The 26,527-nt window shown below is 42.3% G+C and carries 23 protein-coding genes and 1 pseudogene; 9 read left to right on the forward strand and 15 right to left on the reverse strand.

What is annotated here, in order from left to right; all coding sequences use genetic code 11:
* Positions 1-40 precede the first annotated feature (40 nt).
* Together gpmI and truA are read right to left on the reverse strand one after the other, a co-directional pair.
* Positions 41-1,639, reverse strand: coding sequence for a 2,3-bisphosphoglycerate-independent phosphoglycerate mutase (gpmI, locus tag ACZ424_RS02490; protein WP_464904949.1), 1,599 nt, complete (start codon positions 1,637-1,639; stop codon positions 41-43).
* Positions 1,640-1,668: 29 nt separating this feature from the next.
* Positions 1,669-2,421, reverse strand: coding sequence for a tRNA pseudouridine(38-40) synthase TruA (gene truA / locus ACZ424_RS02495; protein ID WP_464904950.1), 753 nt, complete (start codon positions 2,419-2,421; stop codon positions 1,669-1,671).
* Between the two features lie 45 nt (positions 2,422-2,466).
* On the opposite strand from truA, the gene ACZ424_RS02500 reads away from it, so the two are divergent.
* From ACZ424_RS02500 to ggt, 3 genes are read left to right on the forward strand one after another with little or no spacing between them, the layout of a single operon-like run.
* Entirely contained in the window at positions 2,467-3,609 is a 1,143-nt protein-coding gene (locus tag ACZ424_RS02500) for a cation:proton antiporter (RefSeq protein WP_464904951.1), read from the forward strand.
* A 17-nt stretch (positions 3,610-3,626) separates the two neighbouring features.
* On the forward strand, positions 3,627-4,700 hold the full coding sequence (locus ACZ424_RS02505) for a carboxylate-amine ligase (RefSeq protein ID WP_464904952.1): 1,074 nt from the start codon (positions 3,627-3,629) through the stop codon (positions 4,698-4,700).
* The gene (gene ggt, locus ACZ424_RS02510; protein ID WP_464904953.1) at positions 4,697-6,211 is read left to right on the forward strand and encodes a gamma-glutamyltransferase; all 1,515 of its coding nucleotides are present in this window, start codon (positions 4,697-4,699) and stop codon (positions 6,209-6,211) included. The genes ACZ424_RS02505 and ggt overlap by 4 nt, the downstream gene beginning before the upstream one ends.
* A 6-nt stretch (positions 6,212-6,217) precedes the next feature.
* Here ggt and ACZ424_RS02515 read toward each other — a convergent pair.
* Positions 6,218-6,403 (reverse strand): annotated as a pseudogene (locus ACZ424_RS02515) (hypothetical protein); the annotation flags it as partial.
* On the reverse strand, positions 6,376-7,005 hold the full coding sequence (locus ACZ424_RS02520) for a phosphoribosylanthranilate isomerase (RefSeq protein WP_464904954.1): 630 nt from the start codon (positions 7,003-7,005) through the stop codon (positions 6,376-6,378). The gene ACZ424_RS02520 and the pseudogene ACZ424_RS02515, both read right to left, overlap by 28 nt.
* 278 nt (positions 7,006-7,283) lie before the next feature.
* On the opposite strand from ACZ424_RS02520, the gene clpX reads away from it, so the two are divergent.
* From clpX to glnD, 5 genes are read left to right on the forward strand one after another with little or no spacing between them, the layout of a single operon-like run.
* A complete protein-coding gene (gene clpX, locus ACZ424_RS02525; protein WP_464904955.1) occupies positions 7,284-8,522 on the forward strand; it encodes an ATP-dependent Clp protease ATP-binding subunit ClpX in 1,239 nt (412 codons plus the stop codon).
* Positions 8,523-8,532: 10 nt separating this feature from the next.
* Positions 8,533-9,288: a triose-phosphate isomerase gene (gene tpiA / locus ACZ424_RS02530; RefSeq protein ID WP_464904956.1), complete on the forward strand. Its 756-nt coding sequence runs from the start codon at positions 8,533-8,535 to the stop codon at positions 9,286-9,288.
* On the forward strand, positions 9,289-9,570 hold the full coding sequence (gene secG / locus ACZ424_RS02535) for a preprotein translocase subunit SecG (protein WP_464904957.1): 282 nt from the start codon (positions 9,289-9,291) through the stop codon (positions 9,568-9,570). It begins immediately after the preceding gene.
* Positions 9,571-9,578: 8 nt separating this feature from the next.
* On the forward strand, positions 9,579-10,127 hold the full coding sequence (locus tag ACZ424_RS02540; protein WP_464904958.1) for a phospholipase D family nuclease: 549 nt from the start codon (positions 9,579-9,581) through the stop codon (positions 10,125-10,127).
* Positions 10,124-12,736 (forward strand): [protein-PII] uridylyltransferase, encoded by a 2,613-nt coding sequence (gene glnD, locus ACZ424_RS02545; RefSeq protein ID WP_464904959.1) that lies wholly within the window; start codon positions 10,124-10,126, stop codon positions 12,734-12,736. Before ACZ424_RS02540 ends, glnD begins: the two co-directional genes overlap by 4 nt.
* On the opposite strand, the gene ACZ424_RS02550 is transcribed toward glnD, so the two are convergent.
* The 10 genes from ACZ424_RS02550 to ACZ424_RS02595 all read right to left on the reverse strand — a co-directional run bounded on the left by ACZ424_RS02550 (position 12,733) and on the right by ACZ424_RS02595 (position 23,722).
* The gene (locus ACZ424_RS02550; protein WP_464904960.1) at positions 12,733-15,294 is read right to left on the reverse strand and encodes an ankyrin repeat domain-containing protein; all 2,562 of its coding nucleotides are present in this window, start codon (positions 15,292-15,294) and stop codon (positions 12,733-12,735) included. The genes glnD and ACZ424_RS02550 overlap by 4 nt on opposite strands.
* A 22-nt stretch (positions 15,295-15,316) precedes the next feature.
* Complete coding sequence (locus tag ACZ424_RS02555; protein ID WP_464904961.1) at positions 15,317-16,339, reverse strand: CsgG/HfaB family protein; 1,023 nt, start codon at positions 16,337-16,339, stop codon at positions 15,317-15,319.
* A 31-nt stretch (positions 16,340-16,370) separates the two neighbouring features.
* On the reverse strand, positions 16,371-16,784 hold the full coding sequence (locus ACZ424_RS02560) for a curli assembly protein CsgF (protein WP_464904962.1): 414 nt from the start codon (positions 16,782-16,784) through the stop codon (positions 16,371-16,373).
* 8 nt (positions 16,785-16,792) lie between these two features.
* Positions 16,793-17,188 carry a CsgE family curli-type amyloid fiber assembly protein gene (locus ACZ424_RS02565; RefSeq protein ID WP_464904963.1) on the reverse strand — a complete coding sequence of 132 codons (396 nt, stop codon included), beginning with the start codon at positions 17,186-17,188 and terminating at the stop codon, positions 16,793-16,795.
* 31 nt (positions 17,189-17,219) lie between these two features.
* Positions 17,220-19,085, reverse strand: coding sequence for a hypothetical protein (locus ACZ424_RS02570; RefSeq protein ID WP_464904964.1), 1,866 nt, complete (start codon positions 19,083-19,085; stop codon positions 17,220-17,222).
* Positions 19,086-19,397: 312 nt separating this feature from the next.
* On the reverse strand, positions 19,398-20,414 hold the full coding sequence (locus ACZ424_RS02575) for a hypothetical protein (protein WP_464904965.1): 1,017 nt from the start codon (positions 20,412-20,414) through the stop codon (positions 19,398-19,400).
* Positions 20,411-21,892 (reverse strand): hypothetical protein, encoded by a 1,482-nt coding sequence (locus tag ACZ424_RS02580; protein WP_464904966.1) that lies wholly within the window; start codon positions 21,890-21,892, stop codon positions 20,411-20,413. The genes ACZ424_RS02575 and ACZ424_RS02580 overlap by 4 nt, the downstream gene beginning before the upstream one ends.
* Positions 21,879-22,505 (reverse strand): helix-turn-helix domain-containing protein, encoded by a 627-nt coding sequence (locus ACZ424_RS02585; protein WP_464904967.1) that lies wholly within the window; start codon positions 22,503-22,505, stop codon positions 21,879-21,881. Before ACZ424_RS02585 ends, ACZ424_RS02580 begins: the two co-directional genes overlap by 14 nt.
* Complete coding sequence (locus tag ACZ424_RS02590; RefSeq protein WP_464904968.1) at positions 22,499-23,248, reverse strand: porin family protein; 750 nt, start codon at positions 23,246-23,248, stop codon at positions 22,499-22,501. Before ACZ424_RS02590 ends, ACZ424_RS02585 begins: the two co-directional genes overlap by 7 nt.
* Before the next feature lie 30 nt (positions 23,249-23,278).
* Positions 23,279-23,722 (reverse strand): hypothetical protein, encoded by a 444-nt coding sequence (locus ACZ424_RS02595; RefSeq protein WP_464904969.1) that lies wholly within the window; start codon positions 23,720-23,722, stop codon positions 23,279-23,281.
* A 374-nt stretch (positions 23,723-24,096) separates the two neighbouring features.
* On the opposite strand from ACZ424_RS02595, the gene ACZ424_RS02600 reads away from it, so the two are divergent.
* Positions 24,097-24,594, forward strand: coding sequence for a ferritin-like domain-containing protein (locus ACZ424_RS02600; protein ID WP_464904970.1), 498 nt, complete (start codon positions 24,097-24,099; stop codon positions 24,592-24,594).
* 134 nt (positions 24,595-24,728) lie between these two features.
* Here the strand turns inward: ACZ424_RS02600 and aspS are convergent, their stop codons facing one another.
* A complete protein-coding gene (aspS, locus tag ACZ424_RS02605) occupies positions 24,729-26,525 on the reverse strand; it encodes an aspartate--tRNA ligase (protein WP_464904971.1) in 1,797 nt (598 codons plus the stop codon).
* Between the last annotated feature and the right edge of the window lie 2 nt (positions 26,526-26,527).

Raw genomic sequence — 26,527 nt, forward strand, 5'->3', positions numbered from 1 at the left:
TAGCAAGCTTTATCTTCAAATATTAATTTAGATTTTCTAACTACAATTTGCAATCGTCAAACTTCCCCTCAACGATAACATCTCCTGTCATTTCAGGAGGTATCTCCTCTCCTAAGATATGGAGGATAGACGGAGCAATGTCTCCAAGTATTCCAACTACAGGAACTCCGGCAAACTCTTCTGGGAGCTCTACGTCTCTCTTCTCCCTTCTCTTAACTCTGTAGCTCCCGCAGGTTCCCTTCACAACCACAAACGGAACGGGGTTTGTAGTGTGTGCAGTCCAAGGGCCTCCTGTCTTAGGGTCTATCATCTGTTCGGCGTTTCCGTGGTCTGCAGTAACGATGCAGACTCCTCCTATATCAAGAGTTGTCTTAACAACCTGCTTAAGGCACCTATCAACGGTTTCAATTGCCTTTATCGTTGCCTCAAGGTTTCCTGTATGGCCAACCATGTCAGGGTTTGCGTAGTTAAGAACTATCAACCTATACTCACCGCTCTTGATTCTCTCAACGACTTTCTCGGTAACCTCAGGAGCACTCATCTCAGGTTTAAGGTCGTAGGTTGCAACTTTCGGAGACGGAACTAAAATCCTGTCCTCTCCCGGAAACGGCTCCTCCCTTCCGCCGTTAAAGAAGTAGGTAACATGGGCATACTTTTCGGTCTCTGCAATCCTGAGCTGTTTATATCCCAAGTTTGAGATAACTTCCCCTAAAACATTTTTAAGCTCTTGAGGAGGAAAAGCAACGTCAAAGGGGAACGTTTCATCGTAAAGCGTCATAGTTGCAACGTAAGAGGGCTTAACAACCGTTTTCCTCTTAAAACCGTTGAAGTTTTCAAGGCCAATGGCCGAAACTATCTGCCTCATCCTGTCTGCCCTGAAGTTAAAGAAGAAGACGACGTCTCCGTCCTCTATCAAACACTCTGGGTTAATTACGTAGGGCTTAACAAACTCGTCTGTCTCGCCCCTTTCGTAGGCCTGGTGGAGGGCTTTAATCGGGTCTGAACACCTGTAACCTTCCCCAAGAACCATAGCGTTATAGGCCTTTTCAGTCCTATCCCACCTTTTATCCCTGTCCATGTAGTAGTAACGACCTCCCATTGTTCCGACGGATCCGATTCCCAGCTCTTTGAGTTTCTCCAGAAGCTGTTTCAAGTAGACTTCAGCGCTCTTCGGGGGAGTATCCCTTCCGTCAAGGATCGGGTGAACACATACCTTCTCAACTCCCCTCTTCTTCGCAAGCTCAAGAAGGCCGAAAAGGTGGTTAATGTGGCTGTGGACTCCTCCATCGGAGAGAAGGCCGACAAAGTGGAGCTTAACATCCTTCTCTTTAGCAATTTCAAGAGCTTTATTTAAAACTGGGTTATTCTCAATCTCTCCGTTCTCTATTGCCTTCGTAATCCTTACGATGTCCTGCCAAACTATCCTTCCGGCACCGATGTTCATATGGCCTACTTCAGAGTTTCCCATCTGCCCTTCAGGAAGGCCTACTGCCTCACCGGAAGCTTTCAAAAGGCCTTTAGGATAGGTATTCCACAGGTAATCCCAAAAGGGAGTGTCTGCAAGGGCTATGGCGTTCCCTTCCTTGTTAGGGCTGTATCCGAAACCGTCTAAGATTACAAGTGTCACAAACTTTGCCATCTCTAACCCCTTCTAATTGAAAATTGTTATCAGTAAGGATAGTCGCTGTAGTAGACCTTTTCAAGGTAGAGGCCGTCGGGGGGCGCCAAGTAGGGTGCAGCAGAGCGGTCTTTCGCCTCCAAGATTTCTTTAACGGCAGTAGGTGGGAACTCCCCCACCCCAACCCTAATTAGGGTAGCAACCATAACCCTAACCATGTGCCTCAGGAACGAGCGGCCGTAGAAGACAAGCTCAACGGAGTAGCCCTTTTCCTCTATTAGAATCTCGTTTACCTCCCGAACTGTGTTTACCTCCTTTTTTCTATCCCTTTTGTAGAAGGAGGAAAAGTCGTGAACTCCTATCAGGAAGCGTAAAGCCTCTTTCATCGCATCAAGGTTCAGCTTAAAGGGAACGAACCAGCTCCTTTTATACTCAAAGGGGCTCGGGACACTTCGGTTGAAAACCCTGTACCTGTAGCGCTTTCCCTTTGCACTCCTCCTTGCGTCAAACTCCAGCGGAACTTCCTCAATACCAACAACTTTTATGTCTGGAGGGAGGAGGCCGTTGAGAGCTCTCTGAAGCCGCAAAAGGTCTAAGTCCCTTTCTGTTTTAAAGTTTGCAACCTGACCGAAGGCGTGGACTCCAGCGTCTGTCCTACTTGCCCCTGTAAGTTTTACTTCGTGCCTCAAAACAGTTTCAAGGACTTCCTTTAATTTCCCTTGAACCGTCGGCTTACCCGGTATAAACTGCCAGCCGTAGTAGTTCGTTCCCAAGTATTCAATCGTAAGCTTAACGTTCCTCACAACTCCCCCATTTTGGTAACCTTCAAGTTTAAAAGGGAGGCAGACGTGAAGCTTCAAACTGAGAGTTTAATTGTAAGCATTCTTATAATTCTTGCCGGAGTCGGAGCTTTAGAGTTGGGGTTCTCCTCCTCAATTTTTGAAATCTTAGGGGGAGTTTTGGCATCCAACGTTTTAGAGTTAGGGGAGCTCCGCTGGATTGACTTCCTCTCAAATCTTGGACTTTTAGGCCTCATGTTCTTTGCAGGCCTTGAAACAGACCCGGAGCTTATGAAAAAACACTTCCTCAAGAGCCTCTTTATCGGATTCTCCTCTTTCTTCTTTCCCCTTGTAAGCGTTTTCTACTTCTCCCACTACGTTCTCCACTACTCCTTTGAGGCTTCACTACTGATAGGAATTGCCCTCTCAACAACTTCTCTCGCCCTGGTCTACCCCCTCCTTAAAGAGAAAGGACTGCTGAAACACACAACCGGTCAGGTTCTCCTTGCAGCAGCAATGGTCGTTGACATCTCAAGCATGATGACTATGAGCTTCCTGTTTGAGGGAATTAACATCTACAACCTCCTCTTTACCATTGCACTTATTCTCCTTCTCCTAAGGCTCCCGAAGTGGGGAGAAAAACTCTTTGAGAGATACTCGGGAAATCAAATTGAGTTTAAAACGAGGTTTATACTGTTAATTCTCGTAGCCCTCGGTTTCCTCTCAGATACCGTTCACATCAACGAGGCCGTTTTAGCCTTTACGACAGGTATATTCTTTGCAGAGCTCTTCAGAAAAGACCACATAATAGAGAAGAAAATAAAGGCGATAATCTTCGGCTTCTTGGCCCCCTTCTTCTTCTTCAAGGCCGGCTACTCCGTGAAACTCTCAGTTGTAAGCTGGAAGGTCCTTTTCCTCTCCCTCTTTCTCGGTAGTATAGCCTTTATAACAAAATACGTCGGAACGATATACGCAACGGCAAACCTGTTTAGAGGTGCTGTTTACAAGTTAGCTGGGCTTTTCTTCAACATGAGGCTCACATTTGGAATAGTTGCTTCAGTCTTTGGACTAAAATCGGGGGTAATTGACGAGGAAACCTACGTTGCCCTTCTACTCATTATAGTTTCCACATCCGTAATTGCCTCGGTTATCTCAAACAGACTTCCCCACGAGGTTGAAGAGGACATACTTGAAGATATTTTTAAGATTTAAACCCTTCTGAGGAAGATGTGAAGTTTAAGCCGTCTAAACCTTTTACAGTGGGAATTGAACTTGAAGTTCAATTAGTTGACCCTGAAACCTTAAACCTGAAACCGTCTTCATCTGTAATCTTCTCCCACAGGCCGACTACCCTCGTTCAGAAGGAATTCCTCCAGTCTATGGTTGAGTTTGTCTCCGGAGTTCACGACGAACCTGAGTCGGCAGTTGAGGAGTTAAAAGGCGCAGTTGAAAAGGTCTGTGAATTGGGAGAGGAAAAGGGTTTTTTACTCTCAGCATCTGGAACACACCCTACTGCAGACCCTGAGAGGATAAAGGTTACTCAAGACGAAAGGTATTTAAGACTATTAAACGAGTTTCAAGAAGTTTTGAGGAACTTCCTCATCTACGGCCTCCACATCCACGTAGGCTTCCCCGACGAAGGGACGATGATGAACGCCTACAACGCTTTTGTCAAATACTCTCCCCTCTTTTTAGCCCTATCAACCTCGTCTCCCTTCTTTAGGGGAAGGAATACAGGAATACTCTCTTACAGAACAAAGCTCTTTGAACAGCTGCCAAGAGCCGGCGTTCCACAACACTTTCAGGACTACAACCAGTTCCTTGAGCTCTACAACAGGCTGAAAGGGACGGGAGTTATTGAGAGTTTGAAGGATATTTGGTGGGACGTCCGTCCAAGGCCAGACTTCGGAACGGTTGAGCTGAGGGTGTGCGACGCAGTTGCCGATTTCAAAAAGTTAGAGGGACTTGTCTCTTTGGCTGTGATGGTGGGGGAGCTCTTCTCAGAAAAAGGAGTCAAACCGGAATACCACCAGATAAACACACAGAATAAGTGGAACGCTGCAAGGCACGGACTTTCCGGGGCGTTCATAACAGAAACGGGAAGGTCTACCGTAGGAAAGGAGCTCCACCGTCTCGTCAACCTCTACGGGAAACGGTTCGGGAGGAGAAAAGAGGCTGCAAAACTCCTGTTAGACCTGATAACAGAGCCTACTCAGGCCGAAGAGCAGGTTGACGCGGTAAAGAAAACCGGCGATACTTCAGCTGCCGTAAAGGTATCTCTTTTAAACCGGAGGCTCTGTTGAAAGGAGTTATCGCAGCAGGAGACGTCCTGACTGCAGAGGCAGGAGCTCAGATACTAAAGGAAGGGGGAAACGCCTTTGACGCAGCAGTTGCAGCCTGTTTTGTAGCTCCGATGGCAGAACCGGCGCTAACTTCTGCCGGAGGAGGAGGTTTCCTACTGGCGGTTTCTCCGGGAGAAAAACCGCTCCTATACGACTTCTTCGTTAACGTTCCTCCAAAAAGGATTGAAAACCCTAACTTTTACCCCATAGAGGTTGACTTTGGCAACACAAAACAGGTTTTCCACATAGGAGCAGGCTCTATTGCCGTTCCAGGCTTCGTTGCAGGGCTTTTAAGAGTTCACTCTGAGAGGGGAAAACTACCTTTAAAAGAAGTCCTTCTGCCGGCCATAAACTACGCAAGAGAAGGGGTTAAACTCTCAAAACTTCAAGCTTCTTTCGTAAAGCTCCTTGAACCGATATTTACTGCAACTGAGGAAGCAAGGAAAATATACGCCCCAAACGGAAAACTGATAGATGAAAACACACTGTTTAAAAATCCAGACTACGCCGACTTCTTAGAACTCCTTTCCCGGGAAGGTCAGTGGACTTTCTACGAAGGGGAAATTGCAGACAGAATAGAGGAAATCTCTGTAAAGAGGGGAGGGCTTTTAAGAAAGGAAGACCTTGCAAAATATAAGGTTTACAAGAGAAAACCTCTAAATGTAAAGTTTAAGGAGTTCACCGTTTTTACAAACCCTCCCCCCTCCTCAGGTGGTATTCTCATCGGGTTCACGGCAGAGCTCCTTTCAGACGTTGACCTTAAGGAGTGGGGAAGTGTAAGGCACGTTGGGGCCCTAATAGAGGCTATGAGAACAACTGAGAAGTTTAGAAGAGACTTTATAAACGAAAATCTGCACAATGAAGGTCTTGAAGAACTCCTCAAAGACGAGGAGCTCCTCTCCTCCTACAAGAAACTATTCTCACAGAAACTGAACCTTTGGGGAAACACAACCCACATAAGCGTTTTTGATTCTGAAGGAAATGGGGTTTCTGTAACTACTACAAACGGAGAGGGCTCGGGAGTCGTTATTCCCGGAACTGGAGTTATGCTGAATAACATGTTGGGAGAGGAAGACCTTAACCCGTTAGGTTTCTTCAAGTGGCCTCCATACGTAAGGCTTCCCTCTATGATGTCTCCGACGGCAGTTTTTAAAGGAGACAGGCCTTTAATTCTCTTGGGAAGTGCCGGAAGCAACAGGATAAGAAGTGCCATAGTTCAGGTTATACTGAACAGTCTGATGTTCAAGATGGAACCCAAAGAGAGCGTGGGAGCTCCCCGCCTCCACTACGAAAACGGGGAAGTGTTCTTAGAGCCGGGATTCCCCGAAGAGACCATCTATGAGGTCAGAAGACACTACAGAACAACAATTTTTAAAGAAAAGAGCCTCTTCTTCGGAGGAGTCCAGATGGTAACGTCAGAGTTTGAAGGAGCCGGAGACCCAAGAAGAGGCGGTTCGGTTATTAGAATATGAGGCTGTTTAAAAAGTCCAGAGGAATAAGAAAAGAACCCATAGATCGAACAGGCAAAACTTAGCTAATACAAACAACTGAGCTATCTGAAAGCTCTTAGTCCTCTCATAACTACCAACAGCCTGTTTTATCTCTCCAATGAAACGATAAATACCATCAGAAGAATTTAAAAGCACTTTGTGTTTCTGATGAACTGTTTTACTTTCTCTAAATTTTTAACTCCCGGTTCACGTTCAACACCGCTACTTACGTCGACGGCATACGGGTTAACAGTTTCAACTGCCCTCTTAACGTTTTCCGGGTTAAGTCCCCCTGAAAGTATTAGTGGAATTTCTGGGAAAGTCTCTTTTACTCTAACTGCAATCTCCCAGTTAAACGGTTTGCCCGTTCCACCGTAAACTTTTGAATCGTAGGTATCTAATAGAATCGCTCTCACTTTTCCAACGTAAGGTTCTATCTTTTCAATTTCGTTTTCACTTTTAAGCCGGAAAACCTTTATAACTCTGTGGGCTCCTACATAATCACACTCTTCAGGTGTTTCGTCTCCGTGAAGCTGCGCAAAGTCTAAGTGGGCGTAGCTCAGAATCTCTAAAACGTCCCTCGGGTCTTCGTTGACAAAAACTCCTACCTTTGAAATAAAAGGCGGAAGCTGAGAAGTTATTTTCCTTACATCCTTTGCTCTTATGAAGCGTTTACTCTTTGGGTAGAGAATAAATCCAACGGCATCGGCACCGAAGCGGCAGGTAGAGAGAGCGTCTTCAAGACGTGTTATACCGCAAACCTTAACCTTTACCAACTTTGCCTCCTTAATTCGTTTAGAATAAGGTAACGATGGAAAGGATTATAGAACAGTTAACGGCTGTCTGTGGAAGGAATAGACTCTTTTCCTTTTTCTGTATCTTTTTTTGAGGTTTAGAAGTGAAGAGGAGCTCTTCACCTTCCTCTCAGCTCTTGGTGTGTAGCCGCGGTGCCGAAAAGCTTATCGTTCCCATTCTATGTGCAGACGAAATTGAAAGGATTGTTTAACTTCTCCTATATTAAAAGCAACCAAATTTTGAGAGGGAAGGAGAGGTAATGTTTGAGACAAAAATTCCGGAAAAAAGGTGTTCTTTCTGCGGTAGAGGTCAGTCTGAAGTTGAGGCTTTAATAACCGGCCTTGAAGGGGTTGCCATCTGCAACCTCTGTGTTGACGAGTGCTACAAGATGCTCCACGAGGAGAAGGAGAGGAGTAAGAAAGGAGCTCCCGTCAGCGTTGGGAAGCTTCCAACACCAAAGGAGATAAAGGAATTCTTAGATCAGTACGTAATCGGCCAGGAGGAGGCGAAGAAAGTTCTTTCAGTTGCTGTTTACAACCACTACAAGAGGATAATGTCTGGTGGAAACGTTGATGACGTTGAGCTTGAAAAGAGCAACATTCTTCTGATCGGTCCAACAGGTTCTGGAAAGACACTCCTTGCAAGGTCTTTGGCAAAACTCTTAGACGTTCCTTTTGCCATTGCCGACGCAACAACCCTAACGGAGGCCGGCTACGTCGGAGAGGACGTTGAGAACATTCTTTTAAGGCTGATTCAGGCTGCCGACTACGACATAGAGAAGGCCGAAAGGGGAATTATCTACATAGACGAGATAGACAAGATTGCCAGGAAGAGCGAGAACCCTTCAATTACGAGGGACGTTTCAGGTGAGGGAGTTCAGCAGGCGCTTCTTAAAATCCTTGAAGGAACGATAGCAAACGTTCCGCCACAGGGAGGAAGGAAACACCCACACCAGCAGTATATCCAGATAGATACCTCAAACATTCTGTTTATCTGCGGTGGAGCTTTCGTAGGCCTTGAGGACATTATTGCAAGAAGAATTGGAAAAGGTGCAATGGGCTTCACCGCCGACGTTGATAAGAAGAAGATGGAGAGGGACGAGCTCCTTAAACACGTTGAGCCGGACGACTTAGTTAAGTTTGGCCTTATCCCTGAGCTTATCGGAAGGCTTCCGGTTGTTGCAACACTTAAAGAGCTTAAAGAGGAAGACCTTGTCAGAGTCCTTACCGAGCCTAAAAACGCCCTCGTCAAGCAGTACAAGAAGATGCTTGAGCTTGAGGGAGTTGAACTTGAGTTTACTGAAGACGCTTTAAGGGAGATAGCTAAAGAGGCCATAAGGAGGAAGACCGGAGCAAGGGGCTTAAGGGCTATAATGGAAAAACTGATGACAGATGTTATGTTTGAGGTTCCAACCAGAAAGGATATAAAGAGGGTTATAATTGACGCTGAATCTGTAAAAACAGGTAAGCCTAAATACGAGTTAACAAAGGCTTCTTAAGGGGGATAGGTTGAGAAGGCTTCTAATTGCCGGAAACTGGAAGATGCACAAAACTGTCCCAGAGGCTTTGGATTTAGTCAGGGAGCTGAAAGGTTTAGTTTCAGACGTTGACGATAGGGATATTCTGGTCTGCCCGCCTTTTACTTCCCTCTACCCTGTTAGAAGGGAGCTTGAGGGGACGAACATAGCCCTTGGCGGCCAGAACATGTTCTACGAGGAACAGGGAGCTTTCACCGGAGAGATTTCTCCTCTGATGCTGAAAGACGTAGGCTGTTCATACGTTATCCTCGGTCACTCAGAGAGGCGTCATATATTCGGGGAGACCGACGAGCTTATAAACAGAAAAGTCCTTTCTGCCTCTCTACACGGTCTTGTTCCGATTCTCTGCGTAGGTGAAACGTTAAAGGAGAGGGAATCTGGAAGTACGAAAGAAGTTGTAGAGAGGCAGGTAAGGGAAGGCCTTAAAGGTTTTGAGACAGAGAAAGAGGTAGTTATAGCCTACGAGCCTGTTTGGGCGATAGGAACTGGAAAGACTGCTACTCCTGAGCTTGCCCAGGAGGTTCACCAGTTTATAAGGGAGCTCCTTTCTGACATCTTTGGAAATGAATTTGCTGAGAGGACGAGAATCCTCTACGGCGGAAGTGTTAAGCCGGAAAATGCAAAAGGCCTCCTTGAGATGCCGGACATAGACGGAGCTCTAGTGGGAGGGGCAAGCCTAAAGGCTGAGAGCTTTGCAAGAATCGTAAAGTTTGACTCGGAGGGATAGATGTTTGCGTTTCTTCTGATAATTCAGGCCATTCTCGCCCTTCTTCTCATTTTAGTTGTGATAATTCAGCCCGGCCAGAGTGAAGGCGGCGTTGCAATGATGGGAGGAAGTACTACAGGTTCGGCCTTCGGTACCGAAACCGGTTCAGTCCTTACTAAGACGACGGCAATTTTAGGAGCTCTTTTCCTTCTCAACTCCCTGTTTCTCTCTGTTGTCGGTTCAAAGTTTATGGGTCAGACCTCTGTTGTAGAGAAGGTCGTTAAAGAAAACAAAACAAAGTAGGGGGAACTTTGAGGTTAAAAGCTCTCTTTTTTGCACTTGTTCTGTTTTTTCTTCCGTACAGTTGTAAAACTCCCCAGCCTCAGGGGAACTCCGGAACAGGCGAAATAGAGACGACGGCCTACTTCTCTCCAAGAGGAGGGTGCGAAGAGGCTGTAGTAGACCTGATAAACCACTCAGAGAAAACGATAGACGTTGCCATCTACTCCTTTACAGACAGGAAAATTGCAAAAGCCCTGATAGACGCCTACAGGAGAGGAGTAAAGATTAGAGTAATTATAGACTACGGAAACGGTAAGTCCCGTTACTGCGTTGGTCCACTTCTTGAAAAGGCAGGAATTCCCGTTCGTTATAAGAGGGGAAGCGGCGGCGGATTGATGCACAACAAGTATGCCATCTACGACGGTAAAGTCTTATCAACTGGGAGTTTTAACTGGACTTCCAATGCAAATAAGAGGAACGATGAGAACTTGGTAATAATAAAGAACGACCGCCACCTTGTGGAGCTCTACCAGAAGAACTTTAACAAACTGTGGAAGTTGGCGGAGCTGACCAATTGAGCCTTGAAGCTTTAAAAGAGAAGTTCTTCCTTCAGGTTGAAGAGGCCCAAAAGATCCACTACAATAAGGAGCCCGGCTTTGAAGTTGCAGAAAGGTTAAAAAGAGCCCTTGACTCTCTTTTAAAGCCGGCCTTTAACCACTTTTTCGGGAAGTGGGACGTTCCCGTCGTCTTCTACGCCTTAGGTGGATATGGCCGGGGAGAGCTTAACTTCCATTCGGACATTGACGTAAACCTTATCTACTCGGGAAACCTAACCGATAGCCACCTTGAGGATGTAGAGGCTTTCTACTACTTTCTCCTCTCCTTAAACTACGATTTAGGCTTTTCTCCAAGGAGTTTGGATGAGGCTTTAGGCCTTTCTAAAAAAGACCTTTCAATCTTTACGAACCTTCTTCAGAGGCGCTTTCTTGCCGGCTCTCGGAAGCTTGATTCGGAGTTTTCCGGAGAGTTTAAGGTTTTTGTCTCTAAAAACAGAGAAAATTTGATAAACGAGATACTCACCTCAAGAAAGGATAGGTATAGAAAATTCTACGGAACGGTTTACTACCAGGAACCTAACGTAAAGGAGAGTAAAGGAGGGCTTAGAGACCTTCACGAGGCCTTCTGGATAGCCAAAATTGTCTACGGAATAGAGAACTACTCGGGGTTTTTAGACAGGAAGATACTGGACAGACAGAACTTTAGGGACGTTATCTCCGCCTACGACTTTTTAATGAGGGTGAGGAACCACCTTCACGTTACCTCCGGAAGGAAGAGTGACATCCTTTCCTTTGAGATGCAGAGGGAGGTGGCGTCTTTCTTTGGCTTTCCGAAGAAGAGAAAAGGAGTTGAACTCTTTATGAAGAACTACTTTAACTCGGCCATAGACCTTTCTGTAATAACGGGTGAGATTATAAAGAGCTCTTTAGAGGAGCTCTCCGGTAAAAGCTCTTCCCTTTTCTCCTTTCTCAAAAGGAATAATGTAAGAGACTTCGGGCAGTTCTACGTTGAGAGGAACACTCTCTTTGTAAAGGAGGAAAGTCAAGGAGAGGTTGTTAAGGAGCCTAAGCTTATCCTTAAAGGCTTTAATCTGATTCAGGATATGGGGCTGGAGCTCTCCTCAACGGCCTTCTCACTGTTTAAGATAGCTGCAGAGACGAGGAGGGAGTCTTTCAGGAAGAGAGAGGTTCTTAAGGAGTTTGGCAGTATGCTCAAGAACCCTAAAAGGCTCTCTTACGTTTTGGAGGTTATGCACGACACTAAGGTTCTGGGAGCTCTCCTGCCGGACTTTGAAAGGCTTAGAGGCCACTTTCAGTATGACACATACCACAAGTTTACAACCGATATCCACTCAATACTTACCTTAAGAGAGCTTGAGAAGTTAGAGGAGAGGGGAACAACAGGAACTTCCGTTAAAGAGAAACAGAAGCTCTCACAGATACTTCAAGACCTTGAAACTCCTCACACCCTCTACATTGCTGCACTTTTCCACGATGTTGGAAAGGGAAAGAGGGGCAGACATGAGATAGTTGGCTCTGGTATAGTAAGGCGCTACATGGCCTCTATGGGCTTCCATGAAGCTGAAATTGACGAAGTGGCGTGGCTTGTCAGAAATCACCTTCTCATGTCCCACCTTGCCTTCAGAAGGGAAATTACAGACCCCCGTTTGATTCAGCAGTTTAAAGAGGAGTGTAAAACTGAGGAGAGGCTTAAGAAACTCTTTCTGCTGACCTACGCAGACATAAAAGCTGTAGGACCTGGAGCTTGGGATAACTGGAAGAGTACACTTCTCTGGCAGCTTTACACCTCTACCCTTGCCCTCTTTACGGAGAGTAAGAGCGCAGAGGAGCTTATTGAGGAGAAGTTAATTAGGAGAAGGGAGAAGGTTAAGGAGCTCCTCTCCGGCAAGGTTAGGCCTGAGTCTGTAGACCGGTTCTTTGAGAATGCCGACAAGGACTACCTGATAACCTACCCTTCCTCTAAGATAGCAAAGCACCTCCTTATGATGAAAAGGATTAGACAGGAAGGTAAAGACTACGAAATTTCACACGAAAGCTTTATAGACATCGGTTTTACAGAGTTAACAATAGTTACAAAGTATAGGCGAGGTCTATTCAACAAAATAGCTGGAATTCTCTCTTACTTAGGTGTGAACATAAAAGGGGCAAATATCAACAGGGCTATAGAGGACGACTGCGACTGTATGGTTTACACAGTTCAGGTTTCAACTGTTGCCGGAGAGGCGCTTCCCTGCGACAGGGTAGAAGAGGTTGAGAGGATGGTTTCTGACCTTTATGCGGGTAGATTTAACGTTGAAGAGTTGGGTAACCTTCTAAAACCTAAAACCTTCAGGAAAAATGTTCCCCTTCCTGAAACAAAGGTAAAGGTAGACAACAGAACTTCTGAGAAGTTTACGATTATTGAAGTCTCAACTGCCGATAGGTTAGGAGTTCTCTACACGATAACAAAAGTTCTTTTAGATTCAGGAACAAGGCTCAGGAGGGCAATAATAGCAACAGAAGGAAACAGAGTTATAGATAGCTTTTACATAACTGATATGGATTACAAGAAAATAGAAGCGGAGGAGACACTCCAGAAGTTGAAGGAACGCCTCCTGCAAGTCCTTTAGTCATCAGGTAGGTATTTTGCTATAACTTTCAATACTTTGAATTTCTGATTATTTACAGCTTCAGATAATGGTGTAGCTTTGCTTGAATCTTTAGCAAGAGGATTGGCTCCGGCCTTAAGAAGAATTTCAGCTGTTTCGGCAGCATTGCTTATAGCCGCATAGTGAAGGGGAGTTTTCTTTAGTAAGTCCCTTGCATTGACGTCTATACCAGCTTCAATTAGCATCTTTGCTATTTTATGTGCATTGTAGATACCACAGTAGTGGGAAATTCTTTTGCCATAATTGTCACTTGATTCTAAGTTTGCTCCCCGTTCTGCAAGAAGACGGGCAGCATCTATGAAGTCTTTTTTTGTTGTCAGGCAAAGGGGAGTTCTACCAAAGTCGTCTTTTACATTTGCAGAGAGTTCTGTTTGATCTAATAGAAATTCAATAGATTTTAAAGCTCCGTAAGCAGCAGCTTCGTGTAGAAGAGTTTCTCCGTGTTCTCCCCTCATATAGAGGTCTGCTCCAAGTTTCATAAATTTCTCTAAAATTGACGTAAGATTTTTCCTTACGGCTAATTGAAGCGGATTTATGCCTTCGTTGTCAGGTGTTCCGATTCTTGCTCCTGCAGATAGAAGGAGTTCTATGAGTTCCTCTTGACCATTTTCAACTGCATAATGGAGAACTGTCCTACCTTTGTTGTCTTGTGCATTCACATCGGCACCAACGTTTATTAAATATTCAGTTACTTCTTTAGCTCCTTTGGCGACTGCATAGTGAAGAGGAGTCCTTCCATACTCGTTTTTTACTTCTGTATCAGCTCCATTTTTCAGGAGTAACTCTATAATATTAACGTTGTTGTTTGCCGCTGCGTAATGAAGGGGTGTTCCACCAAACTTATCTTTTGCATTAATATCTGCTCCCAATTCTATTAAAGCTTTAGCTGATTCAACAGCACCCGTTATAGCGGCATGGTGGAGAGGAGTCCTACCTTCCACGTCTTGTATCTCTTTATCTGCACCATACCGGATGAGCAGTTTAGAAATTTCGGGGAAGTTTAGCCCCGCTGCGTAGTGGAGAGGCGACATACCCTGTTCGTCAGTTATGTTGGGTATTGCTCCTTTTTTGCAGAGGAGTTCTACAAAATCTTCTCTTCCCTTTTCAACTGCATAGTGGAGTGGCGTTTTCCCGGTATTATCTTTTAGGTTAACGTCTGCTCCTTCTTCAACGAGTAACGAAACTGACTTTTCAGCTTCATTTATAACTGCATAGTGAAGTGGTGTCCTTCCAAATTCATTCGTTTCCTCGGTATCAACTCCCAATTTGGTAAACAGTTCTATGAGTTCGGTTCCGTTGTTTGCTGCAGCGTAGTGAATAGGCATTCCTCCAAATTTATCTTTAGCTCTTACATCACTTCCAAGTTTTATAAGAGCTTTTGCTGCGTCAACAGAGCTTTTCATAGCTGCATAGTGTAAAGGTGTTCTGCCTTCTTTATCTCTTTCTTCAGTTGAGAGTCCTTTTTCTTGGACTAAAAACTCAATGATTTCTGGCTCGTTAAGGGCTGCTGCTTCGTGGAGTATTCCTTTTCCTTCCAAGGCACTTTTATCAATTAGTGAAAGCATTAAGTCTAATATTTCTTTGTTTTTATTTGCTATAGCGTAATGAATGGGAGTTTTACCGAGTTTATCCATTTCGTAGGGGGAGGCTCCAGCTTTTATAAGCTTTTTAACTATTTCTGTATTTCCATTAACTACGGCATAGTGTAGTGGCGTTTTCCCAAGTTTATCCTTTACGTTAACTGCTGCTCCCAACTCCAATAGGAATTCTGTGATTTCTTTCTTTCCTAACTCAACAGAGAGATGAAGAGGATATATTCCTTCTTTTGTAGGAATATCTTTTAGAAAGTAAAACTGCTTAACCAGCGCCATATTGCCACTTTCTATTGCGTAATGAAGTGCTGTTTTTCCAAGGCTATCGTGCGCTTCTGGAGAAGCTCCTTTCTCAAGAAGAAGGTTGACTACTGGGAGAAAACCTTTTGACACTGCGTAGATAAGGGGTGTTTTTTCAAGGTTATCTGGTTTATCAACTTCTGCTCCTAACTGGAGAAGCTTCGCTGCTGTTTCTAAGTTACCCTTAGAAACGGCGTAATGAAGAGGGGTTCTTCCTTCAAAGTCCTGACAGTTAACGTTACATTTTTTGCTGAGGAACTGAACAACTTCAACTTTACCTGCAGCAGCAGCGTAGTGGAGAGGAGTCCTTCCTTCTTTATCTTCTTTGCATACATCTACGTTTTGTGAGGCAAGAAAATCCAATACGTTTAAATTTCCGGCAGCTGCTGCATAATGGGTGGGTGTCCTTCCCTTTTCGTCGGGCACTGACAAGTCAAGTCCTAAATTCCTAAATATTTGAATACTGTTAATCGCTCCCTTTTTCGCTGCAACGTGAATAGGAGTTACTCCCTTTTCATCTGAAATGTTTAGAGGAACTCCTTTTTCTATTAAACTTGAAAGTTCTTTAATATCGTCCTTCATTACGGCAGAGATTACTGTCTTAAAAGTTGCATTAACACCTGCCACTTTTCACCACCTCAATAGAGTTTTATCTTTGCTTTTTCTTAGACTTCTTTTCTCCTTCAAACCAGACTACGAGCCCTCTCTCTTGTTTAATCCTTTTAAGATAGTTTGCTATTTCTTTTTCTGTAAAGTCTTTTCCTAAAATTTTCTTTAAATTGTCCTCTTCTTCCTTGATCCGATCAACTTTTATTTTAAAATACTTTTGAACTACAGGAGAATAAACATCTGCTGGATTTTTAGGTTGCCAGTATCCTTTTGCTATTCCTTCAATTATTAAGGCGTAAACTGCTTTTTCTATTGCTCCTTGAAGGGCATAGAGCCCCGGTTCGTTAGTTGTTACTCCTGTTTCTAATTCAAAAAGTCTTTTCCACTTTACATACTTAAATGCATTCACATCAATTTCACGGGAAAGAATAGTTTTAGTTGTCGTTACAGTTAAAAGAACTTCTCCAGTTTTAGCAGCTATGGCTCTCAGATAAACAGTTACTCTATCCCTTCGTAGCTGTGTTGAGCCACCAACGCCAAAGTATCGTGCTCCAAAACCTCCAGTTACGACGTCTGTATCGTAACCTATTATTCCACCCGTAAGTATAATAGGGGCAAATTTTAAAGGTGGTAGGATGTTGCCTTTCGGTTTTAAGCCTTTTTGTCTTAACTCTTGCTCAATTGCGTTTCTAATGATTCTTCTTTCAGTTAAAATGTCTGCAAGGTTTTCTCTCTCTACTGGAAGAAACCAACCGCTGTCGTAGCAGGATTTAATGAGAATAGAGGCAGCTCCTTGGGTTACTGCCGTAGAGAAAGTGCTTATGTTGTTATAGACCTTATACTGACCAGTTTCATCTCGGAAGTTGTAGATAGCCACCGGGATCTTTTCTTTTGGAGAGGGTAAGAATTGAAGAAGGCTGTGAACGGGGGGCTCTTCGTCAACCTTCGGAGGTTGAACAGTCATAGGAACGTGTGTTGTAGGAGGGGCATATGCACAACCGGTTAAACTAACTACAAAAAAACTGATAAACCCTCCTACAACTTTCCGAGCTGTGTTGATCATTAATTACCCCCTGATTGTTTGAGAAGTAATTTTACTGTTTATACATAGGAACTTCAACTATAGTTTCATTACCTGTCGTTGTGTCTACTAAGTGAACTTGGATTTCAGTGTCTGATGGGACTACCTGGATTTGAAAGTTTCCTATTTCATAGGTTCCAGGGTTAAGTTCCCCTTCTCCGAAGGCAGCGTTTGCAATTTTAGAAGCTAATTTACTTAGTATCAAATACTGTAATCTATTTTTAAATTCTTCTATTTGGGAAGTTTTAGAGGTTGGTTTTGAAGGTGCGTGGTAAATATTTTGGGCATCTGCTTCTGATTTAAAAACATAGAAATAATCAGGATTACCACCGAAAGCCGGGATAAGAAACTTATAGCTCAAAGTAGATGCATGAGTAACAGTAGTAGTAGCTAAAAATAGGCTGCTTAGTAGTAAAATTTTCTTCATTTTTCCTCCTACATTTGATTTTCAAGGCTTTTCACCCTGAGAAAATCTGATAGCAGAAATTTTAAAACGCGCTTTGAGGCCGATACGGTGTATCTTTGCATATCAAAGTTGGAAGTTGTAGGCTTAAGTAACTTAGCATACACAGGTTTATTATATATGTTGTCACCAACAGTTACAACAATCCAGCTTTGTTTAAAGGAAGGTTTTTCTTCTTTGATAATTATGACGTAACCATTAATTCCTTGAGGAGGTTTCCAAACTTCTGTGAAAGTTTTATAAAATCTGTGCCCCCATGGTGTTTTTGTGTGATCAATTATTAGATATCCTACTTCGGATTGAGATTGAGCTAAAACGGGCAGGGTGAGGAATAATACTAAAATAAAAATAAAAAAAAGGGGGAGCAATCGCCCCCCCTTTTTAGAGTTTACAGGTTTATTAGTAGACCCTGACATATGAAGCACCTGCATCTCCAGCTTTCTGTGTAATAGCAATGTTATTACCGCTGGAAGTAATGTCAATATCAGCGTAAACATTAGCACCGGAGCTTGTCTGATAGAGCTTAAGTGTATTGTTGGAACCAGTAACGGCAATGTCAGCGTAAGCAGAGGTTGCAGCATTCTGATATACATCAACTTCGTTGTCGTTGACAGAAGCGCCTGAGCTTCCGATATTAAGTGTAAAGGTAGCATCTGTTCCAGCAATTTGCTTAAGAGCTACGGTGTTTCTCTCTCCATAAATATTAGCTGTTAGAGTTGCGTCATTTTCAGCTTCCTGAACGAGACCACTATCATAATCAGCCGCAAGACCGTTAGCGTCGTCGCCTACGACAATTCCACCCATAGAGTTATTGCTTCCGTTCATGACAACTGTAAAGCTAACAGCTCCGTTTGTAGACTTAACGTCATTAACTTTGAGTTTGTTGAGATCTCCGTTCTCTTGAGTCACATTAATGTCAACTTTGTTCTTAGCGCTAATTTCTTCAGCTACTATGAATTCACTGTTGGAAGAGCTCTGGTCTACAGTAATGTCCACAGCGTCAGCAGATGAAGAAACTTTCTTGATGTCTACAGTGTCAGATGCTGCAGATTGAGTAACGTTCATAGTTACATCTTTTTCTGCAGTTACTGTATCCATAGTTACAGAGTCAGAGGAACCACTCTGAGTGAAGGTGAGTTGGGCTTTTCCAGAATTAGAGGTTACAGTATCAAGCTCAACAGTATCTGAGCTGCCAGACTGTGAAGCACTTATAGCAACGTTGTCATTGGCTTCAACCCTTGTATCAACTTTGAAAGTATCACTACCACCTGTTTGGTTAATGTCTGCGGTTACATCAGCTGCGTCTGATGTGAGGTTTGCAATATCAATAGCGTTATTGTCGTTTTCCTGATTAGCTTTGAAGGAAATCGTACCGGCAGATGCATTTATCTTATCTACGTGAACCCTGTTAGAATTTCCAGACTGGTCTATGCCCACTGTTGTGTCACCTGCAGACTCTACGTCATGGACAAGAACAGTGTTGCTTCCACCATCTTGGGTTAATGTATCATCACTGTAACCTTCTATTGTCAGGGTTCCTCCAACTTCAAACTCATAAAGTTTAGCTTTATTGGAATCCCCTGCTTGTTGTGTAATCTTGGCATTAAGGATACCTGCTTCAACAGGAGCAATGTCATCACCTAACGTTATTGTGTTATTAGCACCGCCACTTTGGTTAACTGTGAAGTCCATATTTCCGCTTGTTGTTTCTACGTAGTTAAGATTAAGTGTTCCACCGTCCTGCTGGGTTACGTTTCCTGTCATTGTACCTGCAGATTTAACATAACCAACATTTATTTTGTTAGCTCCAGCCTTTTGCTCTACTGTGAGGCTAATATCGTTCGCTGCTTTAATCTTGCCTTCTTCGCTTCCACCACCAACAAGGTTAACAGATGTTACGTTGATTTGGTCGCTTCCATCTTGATGAAGTACGAAGTCAATGTCGTGGTCGTTGGAACCATCATTTGCAGTCATCTCGAGGTATTTTTTCTCGTTATTAACGATGTTTCCTACGTTGTTGTTGCCACCCGTCATATAACCTTCAAGAGTTACGTTGTTACCTGTTTGCTTGATGAGAAGAACGTTGTCGTTGCCGCCTATTTCAAACTGGTCTGTTGTACCTTTCTGCTTCACGAATAGAGCCTTTCCTGAAGCCTTTTGTTGGACGTCAACTGTTGAATTGTCAGCGTGTGCTGCTCCTGCAAAAGCCACGCTACCTACTGCAAGTAGTCCGAGGGTTGCTTTGAGATGCTTCCTGATTCCCATGGTACCTCCTCCTTAGCCTTTGGTTTTAGTTTGGGAGCTTTTTGCTCCTCACTTGTAATAATAGAAGGAGGAGGAATGTATGTAAACTCTATAAAGGTTAGAAATTTATTATTAATTTTGTTTTAAACTGTCATTAGGAACTTTAGTTTATGAAAATTTAAACCTTATTCTATTCTACTGTCAATCTCAATTTTCGGTTAGAAATTTAGTAATGATTACTATTTTTGACAATACCTAAAAAGAGATCGTGGAACTCTCAATATCTGAGGCTTTAAAAATAAAAGCTTTACTAGTTTCTTTTGATAATCATTCTTATTTATCCTCAATAATAAAGCCCATTGAAGTGTAAAAATCTTCAGCTGCTCTTTTGAACTCTTCTCCTCTTTTTGAGGCTATTAAGAACTCTGACCACTCGTATCCTTTTCTACAAGTTTGGAGCTCTTCCCTGTAAGAGAATTGATTAATATCTGTAGGAAGAAGCCTTTTTCCCTTTTGCTGGGGAAAATAAAGCTTGGCTTTCTTAAGACACCTTTTAGCACTCTCTTTGTCTCCTGCCTTGCTGTAGAAATAGGCTGCAAGAGTATAGAGTTCTTTCTTTTCTTTAAATACTTTTGCTCTCTCTTTTACAAATTCTTTTGGGGTTTTAGCCCTCTCAGCTGTGCATCCACCGTAAACGTCGGCTTCTCTTTCAAGAAGGATTCCTATGGCCTCTGCCCCTTTGCTGTCTCCTTCTTTGTATAAAGAGTAAAGAGTATTAATGGCATCCTCTTTATTCCCTAACCTATACAGAGAAAGACCGGCCATAAGTTTTGCTCTTGTAAAACCATACCGAATTGCTAATTGATAGTAATAGAGGGCTGCTTCATAGAGCTCGGAGCGGAAAAAGTAATCTCCAAGGTAAAGATAGATAATAGGATGTTTCTTTCCTAAACTGTAAAGGTCATCTAACTGAGGTTTAGATATATACTGAGCTGTTCTGAAAAAGTCTTGGTTAACTATTCCGTCTTCTATTGCTTTAAAAAACCAGTAAGAGGCTTTGTTTCTCTCTTTAAGCACTTCATAAGCTTTACCTATGAAGTAAGAAGCCTTTTTGAAGCCTTTCTTATAGGCTTTTAAAAGGTATGGTAATGCTTCTTTAGGTTTCCCTTCATTTAGAAGAACAAAACCGTAGCAAAATGCTCCTTCTTTAAATCCTTTTTTTGAATATTCTTTTGCTACAGATTCTAAAGATACTGGATCTTTAATTTTCCCCTGAAGACAGTAGCTTATTTGGTAAGGTAAGCAGGAACTCAGTAACATTAGTAAGGACAGGAGAACAATTATCCTCACCAACTTCCTCTTAGGTTAAACCCTCCAGATGCCTTTGGGCTCTTATCTGAGAAAACTGTTCCAGGAAAGAATATACCTCCAAATAAATCGAAGTCAAGTTTTTTAAAACTTAGCTTGTAAAATCCTCCAAAGCTTGTTCCCAAAAAGCCGCTTTCTTCAAAGGAGGAAAATTTCTCCCCTAAGATACACTTCTTTGATGAGAGTCTGTAGAAATTCAAAGTTATTCCATAGCTATTTGTTGAAATCTTAAAAAGTAACCGATGTAGGTTTAAAGGATCTGGGTTAAATAGGTAGTCTTGAGCCATTTCTGTATGGATTTTTCCTTTTGATGTCAAAGAGAATGGAAGATTTTTGTCAACTGACAATCCTAACATTACTGTTAAATCTTTTTTTGCATAGGGAAACAGGGTTAGATCTGTTAGATAACCTCCTTTACTTGAGGTGATAAGGGTAATAGAGCCTAAGTTACTATATTTAATACCTGTAGAGAACCAAGTTCTTTCTTTGAAAGGATAGAAACTTATATCCCTTTTTATTAAATTTTCCGTTAGAGTGGAAGTTAGGAGTGTAATTTTTGGAGTGAATTTGTAATTTAGATAGAGGGAAGAAAATAAAAGTTTTCTTAAATCTATATCGTTGTATCCGTTCTTTGTGGTATACCCAATAGAAAATTCTCCTGAAGTTGGAAATGCCTTCCAGGAAATAGAAATAGTAGGAGCTGAGAAATTTTCTAAGTAAGTTCTCCTTTGAAAGATTCCAGCTTTGACGGTAAAAAGTTCGGTTGGATCAAGAGATTTCTTGAAAAGGATAAGTTTTGGAATAAAGAGTTCATATGATTGGCTGTTGTCTTTTATATATGAGAAACCGATAACGCCCCTGGTATTTTCTGTGAAGAATGACTCCTTTAAGAAGCTATCTTTTTTAAAAAGCAGAGAATTATAAGATGATTCTATTCCGAGCTTATTTCTCTTTTCTTTTCCTGTTCTTGTCTGTGGAAACAGAAAGCTTTTGAACTCGGGAGCTTTGGGAGTGTAAGATGTGTAGTATTTTATAGCCAGTTCCTTATAGTTTATTTTCTTTGACCTAAAACTCCTTTTCAGGTTCTTGATTCTTACGTTAGGATTTGTTGTAGATAAGTGGTGAATGAAATTTTTAGGTAAAACCCAACGAGAAGGAATTTTATAGCAAGTTCTTAGTAAAGCTCCGGGGAATTTCTTCTTGAGAATGGAATAATATTTTTTGGCTTTTCGTTTGCTTTTCCAAAAGCCAATTCTGAGGGTATAGTAGTTATCTATCTTTTCAATTCTTCTGTCAGGAAAGCCTTTTAGGAGGTAGAAGACTTTTTCTAATTTATGATTATAGCTTTTAGCTGAAATTACTTGGACACAATAGTATTTGGCTTCTCCTGAGTAAGCAGTAGAATGAGAAAACAAGATGAAGCCCACTGCTAAAATTTCCCTGACTTTAGGTCTGAGCAAGAGCAGACTCCCTCTTGAGTATAAGTGCTATTAAGTTTTTGAACCTATAAAAACTTAGAATAATATCTACTCTATTGCGTTTTTTTATCTTCTTTAAGATTGAGTTAATATAGTGCTTAACTGTTTGTTCAGTTATTCCTAACTTTCTACCTATTTCTTTGTTCGTTAAACCTTGAAGAAGATAGTAAATAACATGTAACTCTTTGGGAGTTAAAGAAGAAACAGAGAGGTCGTTTCTAATAAATTTTTCAAAGGTTGATCTTCTTATCCAAACTTCCCCTTTATTAACCACTTGTAGGCATTTCTTCAGCTTGTCTACTTCCATATCTTTATAAATGATACCGTTGAAAGGAAAAAGGTGTAGTAAAACTATCAATTCATCCTCTTCAAAGTCAAAATCTAATAATAGGCTCTTTTTTTTTTCTATTATTTCAAAAACCTCAGGCTGAGAAGACAGGAGGTAGTTAGGACCGATAATGACAATATCTGCTTCTTGTTGATTATCTACAAGTTTAACTAAATCTGGCAACTTCTCTGAGAAAAAGTTCTTTAGAATGGATTCAAAAAATTTATTTTTAATAAGTAGTAAAATCTTTATCTTCTCATCTACCATATTATCCCCACCTTTAAGAAATATCCTCTTGTTGTGATGTCAAAATCTGTGTCATTTTTATCTCTAACTTTAATTTTCTCATATTTGAAACCACCATTCAAGTATAGTTGGCTATTAATATAGTATTTAATTCCGGGTGAGAAAAGCTTCCTTTTTTGTTCTGTAAAGCTTAAACCTTCTAAATTTAGGTATAACGCGAAATAGTACATAGGTTGAAGCTCAAAGTATAGATGAATGGTTGGTATAAATGCTCCAATACTTTCGTTTTCACCACTTCCATATTTTTCATTTTTTATTGAGAAATCTAGATTTATAAAATCTGTAGTTAATCCAAGTTCTGTTTTAAAATAGTCGTTTTTAAAATAATTAATTGGCTGATAATAAAATGTAAGGATGATATTGTCAAAATCCCACTTTGAGGAAACAGGTTCTCCTTTCTTTATGCTAAGGTCTTTGTAACTGAAGTCCTTTGAGGCAGGGCCTGAACCGTGAAAGTGAAGTTTGGTGTATGAGATCCTGAAGTCTGGAATGAAAGGTAAGTTTTCCACAGAGTAGTTAGCAGAGAATGAGGTTGTTGAGGAGAGATGAAGGTCTTTGTCTATGTTAATAGAGCCCTTTTGATGGACATCTCTTATAAAGCCTGATGGGTTTGGGTTGTAAACTCCTATCTCTGCATTATCTAAGGTGAAAGCATAAGTAGTCGGTGACAAGATAATTAGAAACGGTAGGAGAAATTTTTTCATTATATATCCCCCAAATTAGAACAGTAGTTATTATACCGCAATTTCAGTTTGGGCACCCTGTTTTTCTTTGAGTCGGTTATGTGCTATTTTAAGTAGAGATAGGTAACTTGTTGATTCGTAAGGGGCTATAGCGAAGGATAGAAGAAAGTTTACTTTGTTGATATAGAATTGTCTTATCTTGTTTTTTAAACGAATTTCAAATATCTCAATAGGTATTGATGCTGTTGTAGTAACTGCAACTACGAACAGTTCATCGGAAAATTTATGTATAGGGTCATTTGGGCGGAAGGAATTCACTACAGAATTTACTATATCTCTTGCAAAAAACTTTGCAGTTTCTGAAGGCATGAATTTTACCAATAGTAAGTAAAGCTTCTCTTTTGAGAAACGGGATCTCTCTATCAACCTTAGAACTTTGGAGTGGAAAAGTTCATAGTTTTCTATTTCCCTGAGAATTAAGTCTTCTTCAACCAATGCCTCCCTCCATTTGCAGATTGATTTAAATCAATTATATGATAACCCATCAGGAAATAAAATACCAAATTTGATGGTGTTTGAAAATTGCCAAACCGAAGAAAAAAGCCTATCCTCTCCGGTATGAGAGTAAAAAGTCTTAACTTCAAAAAAGTTCTTAAACTCACCAAACGCTACATGCACCGGAGAGGACAGGCTATAGGGCTTTATCCACTGAAGATTTTAAAAGGATATTTGGAGAGATAAAACAGGCAGTTGGTAGTTATGAGAGGACTAAGAGCTTTCAGATAGCTCAGTTGTTTGTATTTTAAATTCTTGCAAATAGTTCTCAAATACACTATAGTTAAAGTTGTAAACTTAAACGGAGGAATACCATGGGAACAAAAGCGAGGGAACTGGTTGGAAAACATGCAGACAAAATCGTTGAGCTCTTAAACAGAGCTCTCTCAGACGAGTGGCTGGCCTACTACCAGTATTGGATAGGCTCTAAGGTAGTTAAAGGCCCAATGAAATCTGCCGTTGCAGCAGAGTTGGTTCAGCACGCCCAAGACGAACTGCGCCACGCAGACATGTTGGCAATGAGGATTTTAGAGCTCGGAGGAACTCCTGTCCTAACTCCAAAGGTCTGGTTTGACCTTACAAACTGCGGCTACGACGCCCCCGAAAACCCGTTCGTTAAGAACATATTAGAGCAGAACATTAAGGGAGAGCGTTGTGCCATTGAGGTTTACCACAAAATAATTGACTTTACGAAAGACATTGACCCGGTTACATACAACATCGCCCTTCAGATAATGACAGACGAGATGGAACACGAGGAAGACTTACAAGGACTTCTTGAAGACCTTATGAACATGGAATTTTTAAAGTAAAGGAGGGGGGAATTCCCCCTCTGACTCCAACTCAAAACTTAACGCAGCTATCTGACCGTCTTTTTCCAGACAAACTGCAAAAGCTATCTTTTTATACTTACTAATAGTAACAATGAAAGTTCTGTAGAAAGTGTTCAATCGTTTTCTTTTTCCTCAGGAAGGTCTACCTTTATGTGGAGCTCCTCAATCTGCTCCGGCCTTACGGTGTCGGGAGCTCCCGTAAGTAGACACTGCCCCCTCTGAGTTTTGGGGAAGGCAATAACATCTCTTATTGACTCCTCACTCCTCATGATGGCACAGAGCCTGTCAAGTCCGAAGGCCATTCCACCGTGGGGGGGAGCTCCATATTTCAGAGCCTCCAGCAGGAAGCCGAACCTCTCCTTAGCCTCCTCATCTGAAAGCCCTATAACCTTAAAGACCTTCTCCTGAATGTCCTCCCTATGGATACGGATACTTCCTCCACCGATCTCAACTCCGTTTAAGACCATGTCGTAAGCCCTTGCTCTGACGCTTCCTGGGTCTTCAAGGAGCTTCTCAACATCCTCTTCTTTAGGGCTTGTAAACGGGTGGTGGAGAGCTTCCCACCTGTTCTCATCCTCGTTCCACTCAAACATCGGGAAGTCAACAATCCAGAGAACGTTAACTTTACTCTCATCAATAAGACCTGCCATCTTCCCAAGCTTAAGCCTTAAGTTTGAGAGGGCTGCGTTGACTACATCGGGCTTGTCTGCAACGAAGAAAAGGATGTCTCCAACTTCTGCCTCAAGCCTTTCTAAAATTTTGTTCATCTCACCTTCACTAAAGAACTTAACAATGGGAGACTGAAGCCCTTCAGGAAGGATTTTAATCCAGGCAAGGCCTTTAGCACCGTATATGCCTACAAACTTCGTTAAGTCATCTATCTCCTTCCTTGAGAGCTTTGCTCCACCCTTAAAGTTTAAGGCTTTAACAATTCCTCCTTTCTCAGCAACGGTCCTGAAGACCTTAAACTGACACTCCTTAGCAATGTCCGTAATCTCTTTAAGTTCAAGGCCGAAACGGGTATCAGGCCTGTCAGTCCCGAAACGCGCCATAGCCTCGTCGTAGCTCATTACCGGTATTTCGCCGATTTCAACGCCGAGGAGCTCTTTATAGAGAGACCTTAAAACCTTCTCTGCAACGTCCATAACCTCCCTTTCCGTAACGAACGACATCTCAAAGTCTATCTGGGTAAACTCAGGCTGCCTGTCTGCCCTTAAGTCCTCGTCCCTAAAGCACCTTGCAATCTGGTAGTACCTATCAAAGCCTGAAACCATAAGAATCTGCTTAAAGAGCTGCGGAGACTGGGGAAGGGCGTAGAACTTACCGGGGTATATACGGCTTGGGACCAAAAAGTCCCTTGCCCCTTCAGGAGTGCTCTTTGTAAGGTAGGGAGTCTCAATCTCTATGAAACCTTCTCTGTTAAACACGTCTCTTACAACTTGATAAAGCCTGTGGCGGAAGATTATGTTCTCCATCATTTTCTTCCGCCTAAGGTCTAAAAAGCGAAACTTCAGCCTCGTCTCCTCTCCGACCTTTACCTCGTCCTCTATCGGAAAGGGAAGAGGAAGAGACTTGTTGAGTATCTGCAGTTTCTCTGCATATATCTCAACTTCTCCCGTTTTGAGCTTCGGGTTCTCCGTTCCCGGAGGCCTTCTACGAACTTCTCCCTCAACTGCTATTACGAACTCGTGCTTCAGTTTCTTGGCCTTTTCAACAAGCTCCTCTGAAATTTCCGGAGAAAAGACTATCTGAACTTTTCCGGTTCTATCCCTTAAGTCAGTAAAAACGACTCCTCCGTGGTCTCTGGTAGTATCAACCCAACCGGCAACCCTTACCTTCTTACCTACGTCCTCAGCAGAAACCTCTCCACAGTAGTGTGTCCTCTTAAAACTTCCAAGGTGCTCAAGCATCT

This window comes from Thermovibrio ruber (assembly GCF_055380895.1).

Excerpts from the sequence above, each read along its gene's own strand:
- gpmI (WP_464904949.1), bottom strand. The coding sequence starts at position 1,639 with ATGGCAAAGTTTGTGACACTTGTAATCTTAGACGGTTTCGGATACAGC.
- clpX (WP_464904955.1), top strand. The coding sequence starts at position 7,284 with ATGTTTGAGACAAAAATTCCGGAAAAAAGGTGTTCTTTCTGCGGTAGA.
- secG (WP_464904957.1), top strand. The coding sequence starts at position 9,289 with ATGTTTGCGTTTCTTCTGATAATTCAGGCCATTCTCGCCCTTCTTCTC.
- ACZ424_RS02555 (WP_464904961.1), bottom strand. The coding sequence starts at position 16,339 with ATGATCAACACAGCTCGGAAAGTTGTAGGAGGGTTTATCAGTTTTTTT.
- ACZ424_RS02560 (WP_464904962.1), bottom strand. The coding sequence starts at position 16,784 with ATGAAGAAAATTTTACTACTAAGCAGCCTATTTTTAGCTACTACTACT.
- ACZ424_RS02570 (WP_464904964.1), bottom strand. The coding sequence starts at position 19,085 with ATGGGAATCAGGAAGCATCTCAAAGCAACCCTCGGACTACTTGCAGTA.
- ACZ424_RS02585 (WP_464904967.1), bottom strand. The coding sequence starts at position 22,505 with ATGGTAGATGAGAAGATAAAGATTTTACTACTTATTAAAAATAAATTT.
- ACZ424_RS02590 (WP_464904968.1), bottom strand. The coding sequence starts at position 23,248 with ATGAAAAAATTTCTCCTACCGTTTCTAATTATCTTGTCACCGACTACT.
- ACZ424_RS02600 (WP_464904970.1), top strand. The coding sequence starts at position 24,097 with ATGGGAACAAAAGCGAGGGAACTGGTTGGAAAACATGCAGACAAAATC.
- aspS (WP_464904971.1), bottom strand. The coding sequence starts at position 26,525 with ATGCTTGAGCACCTTGGAAGTTTTAAGAGGACACACTACTGTGGAGAG.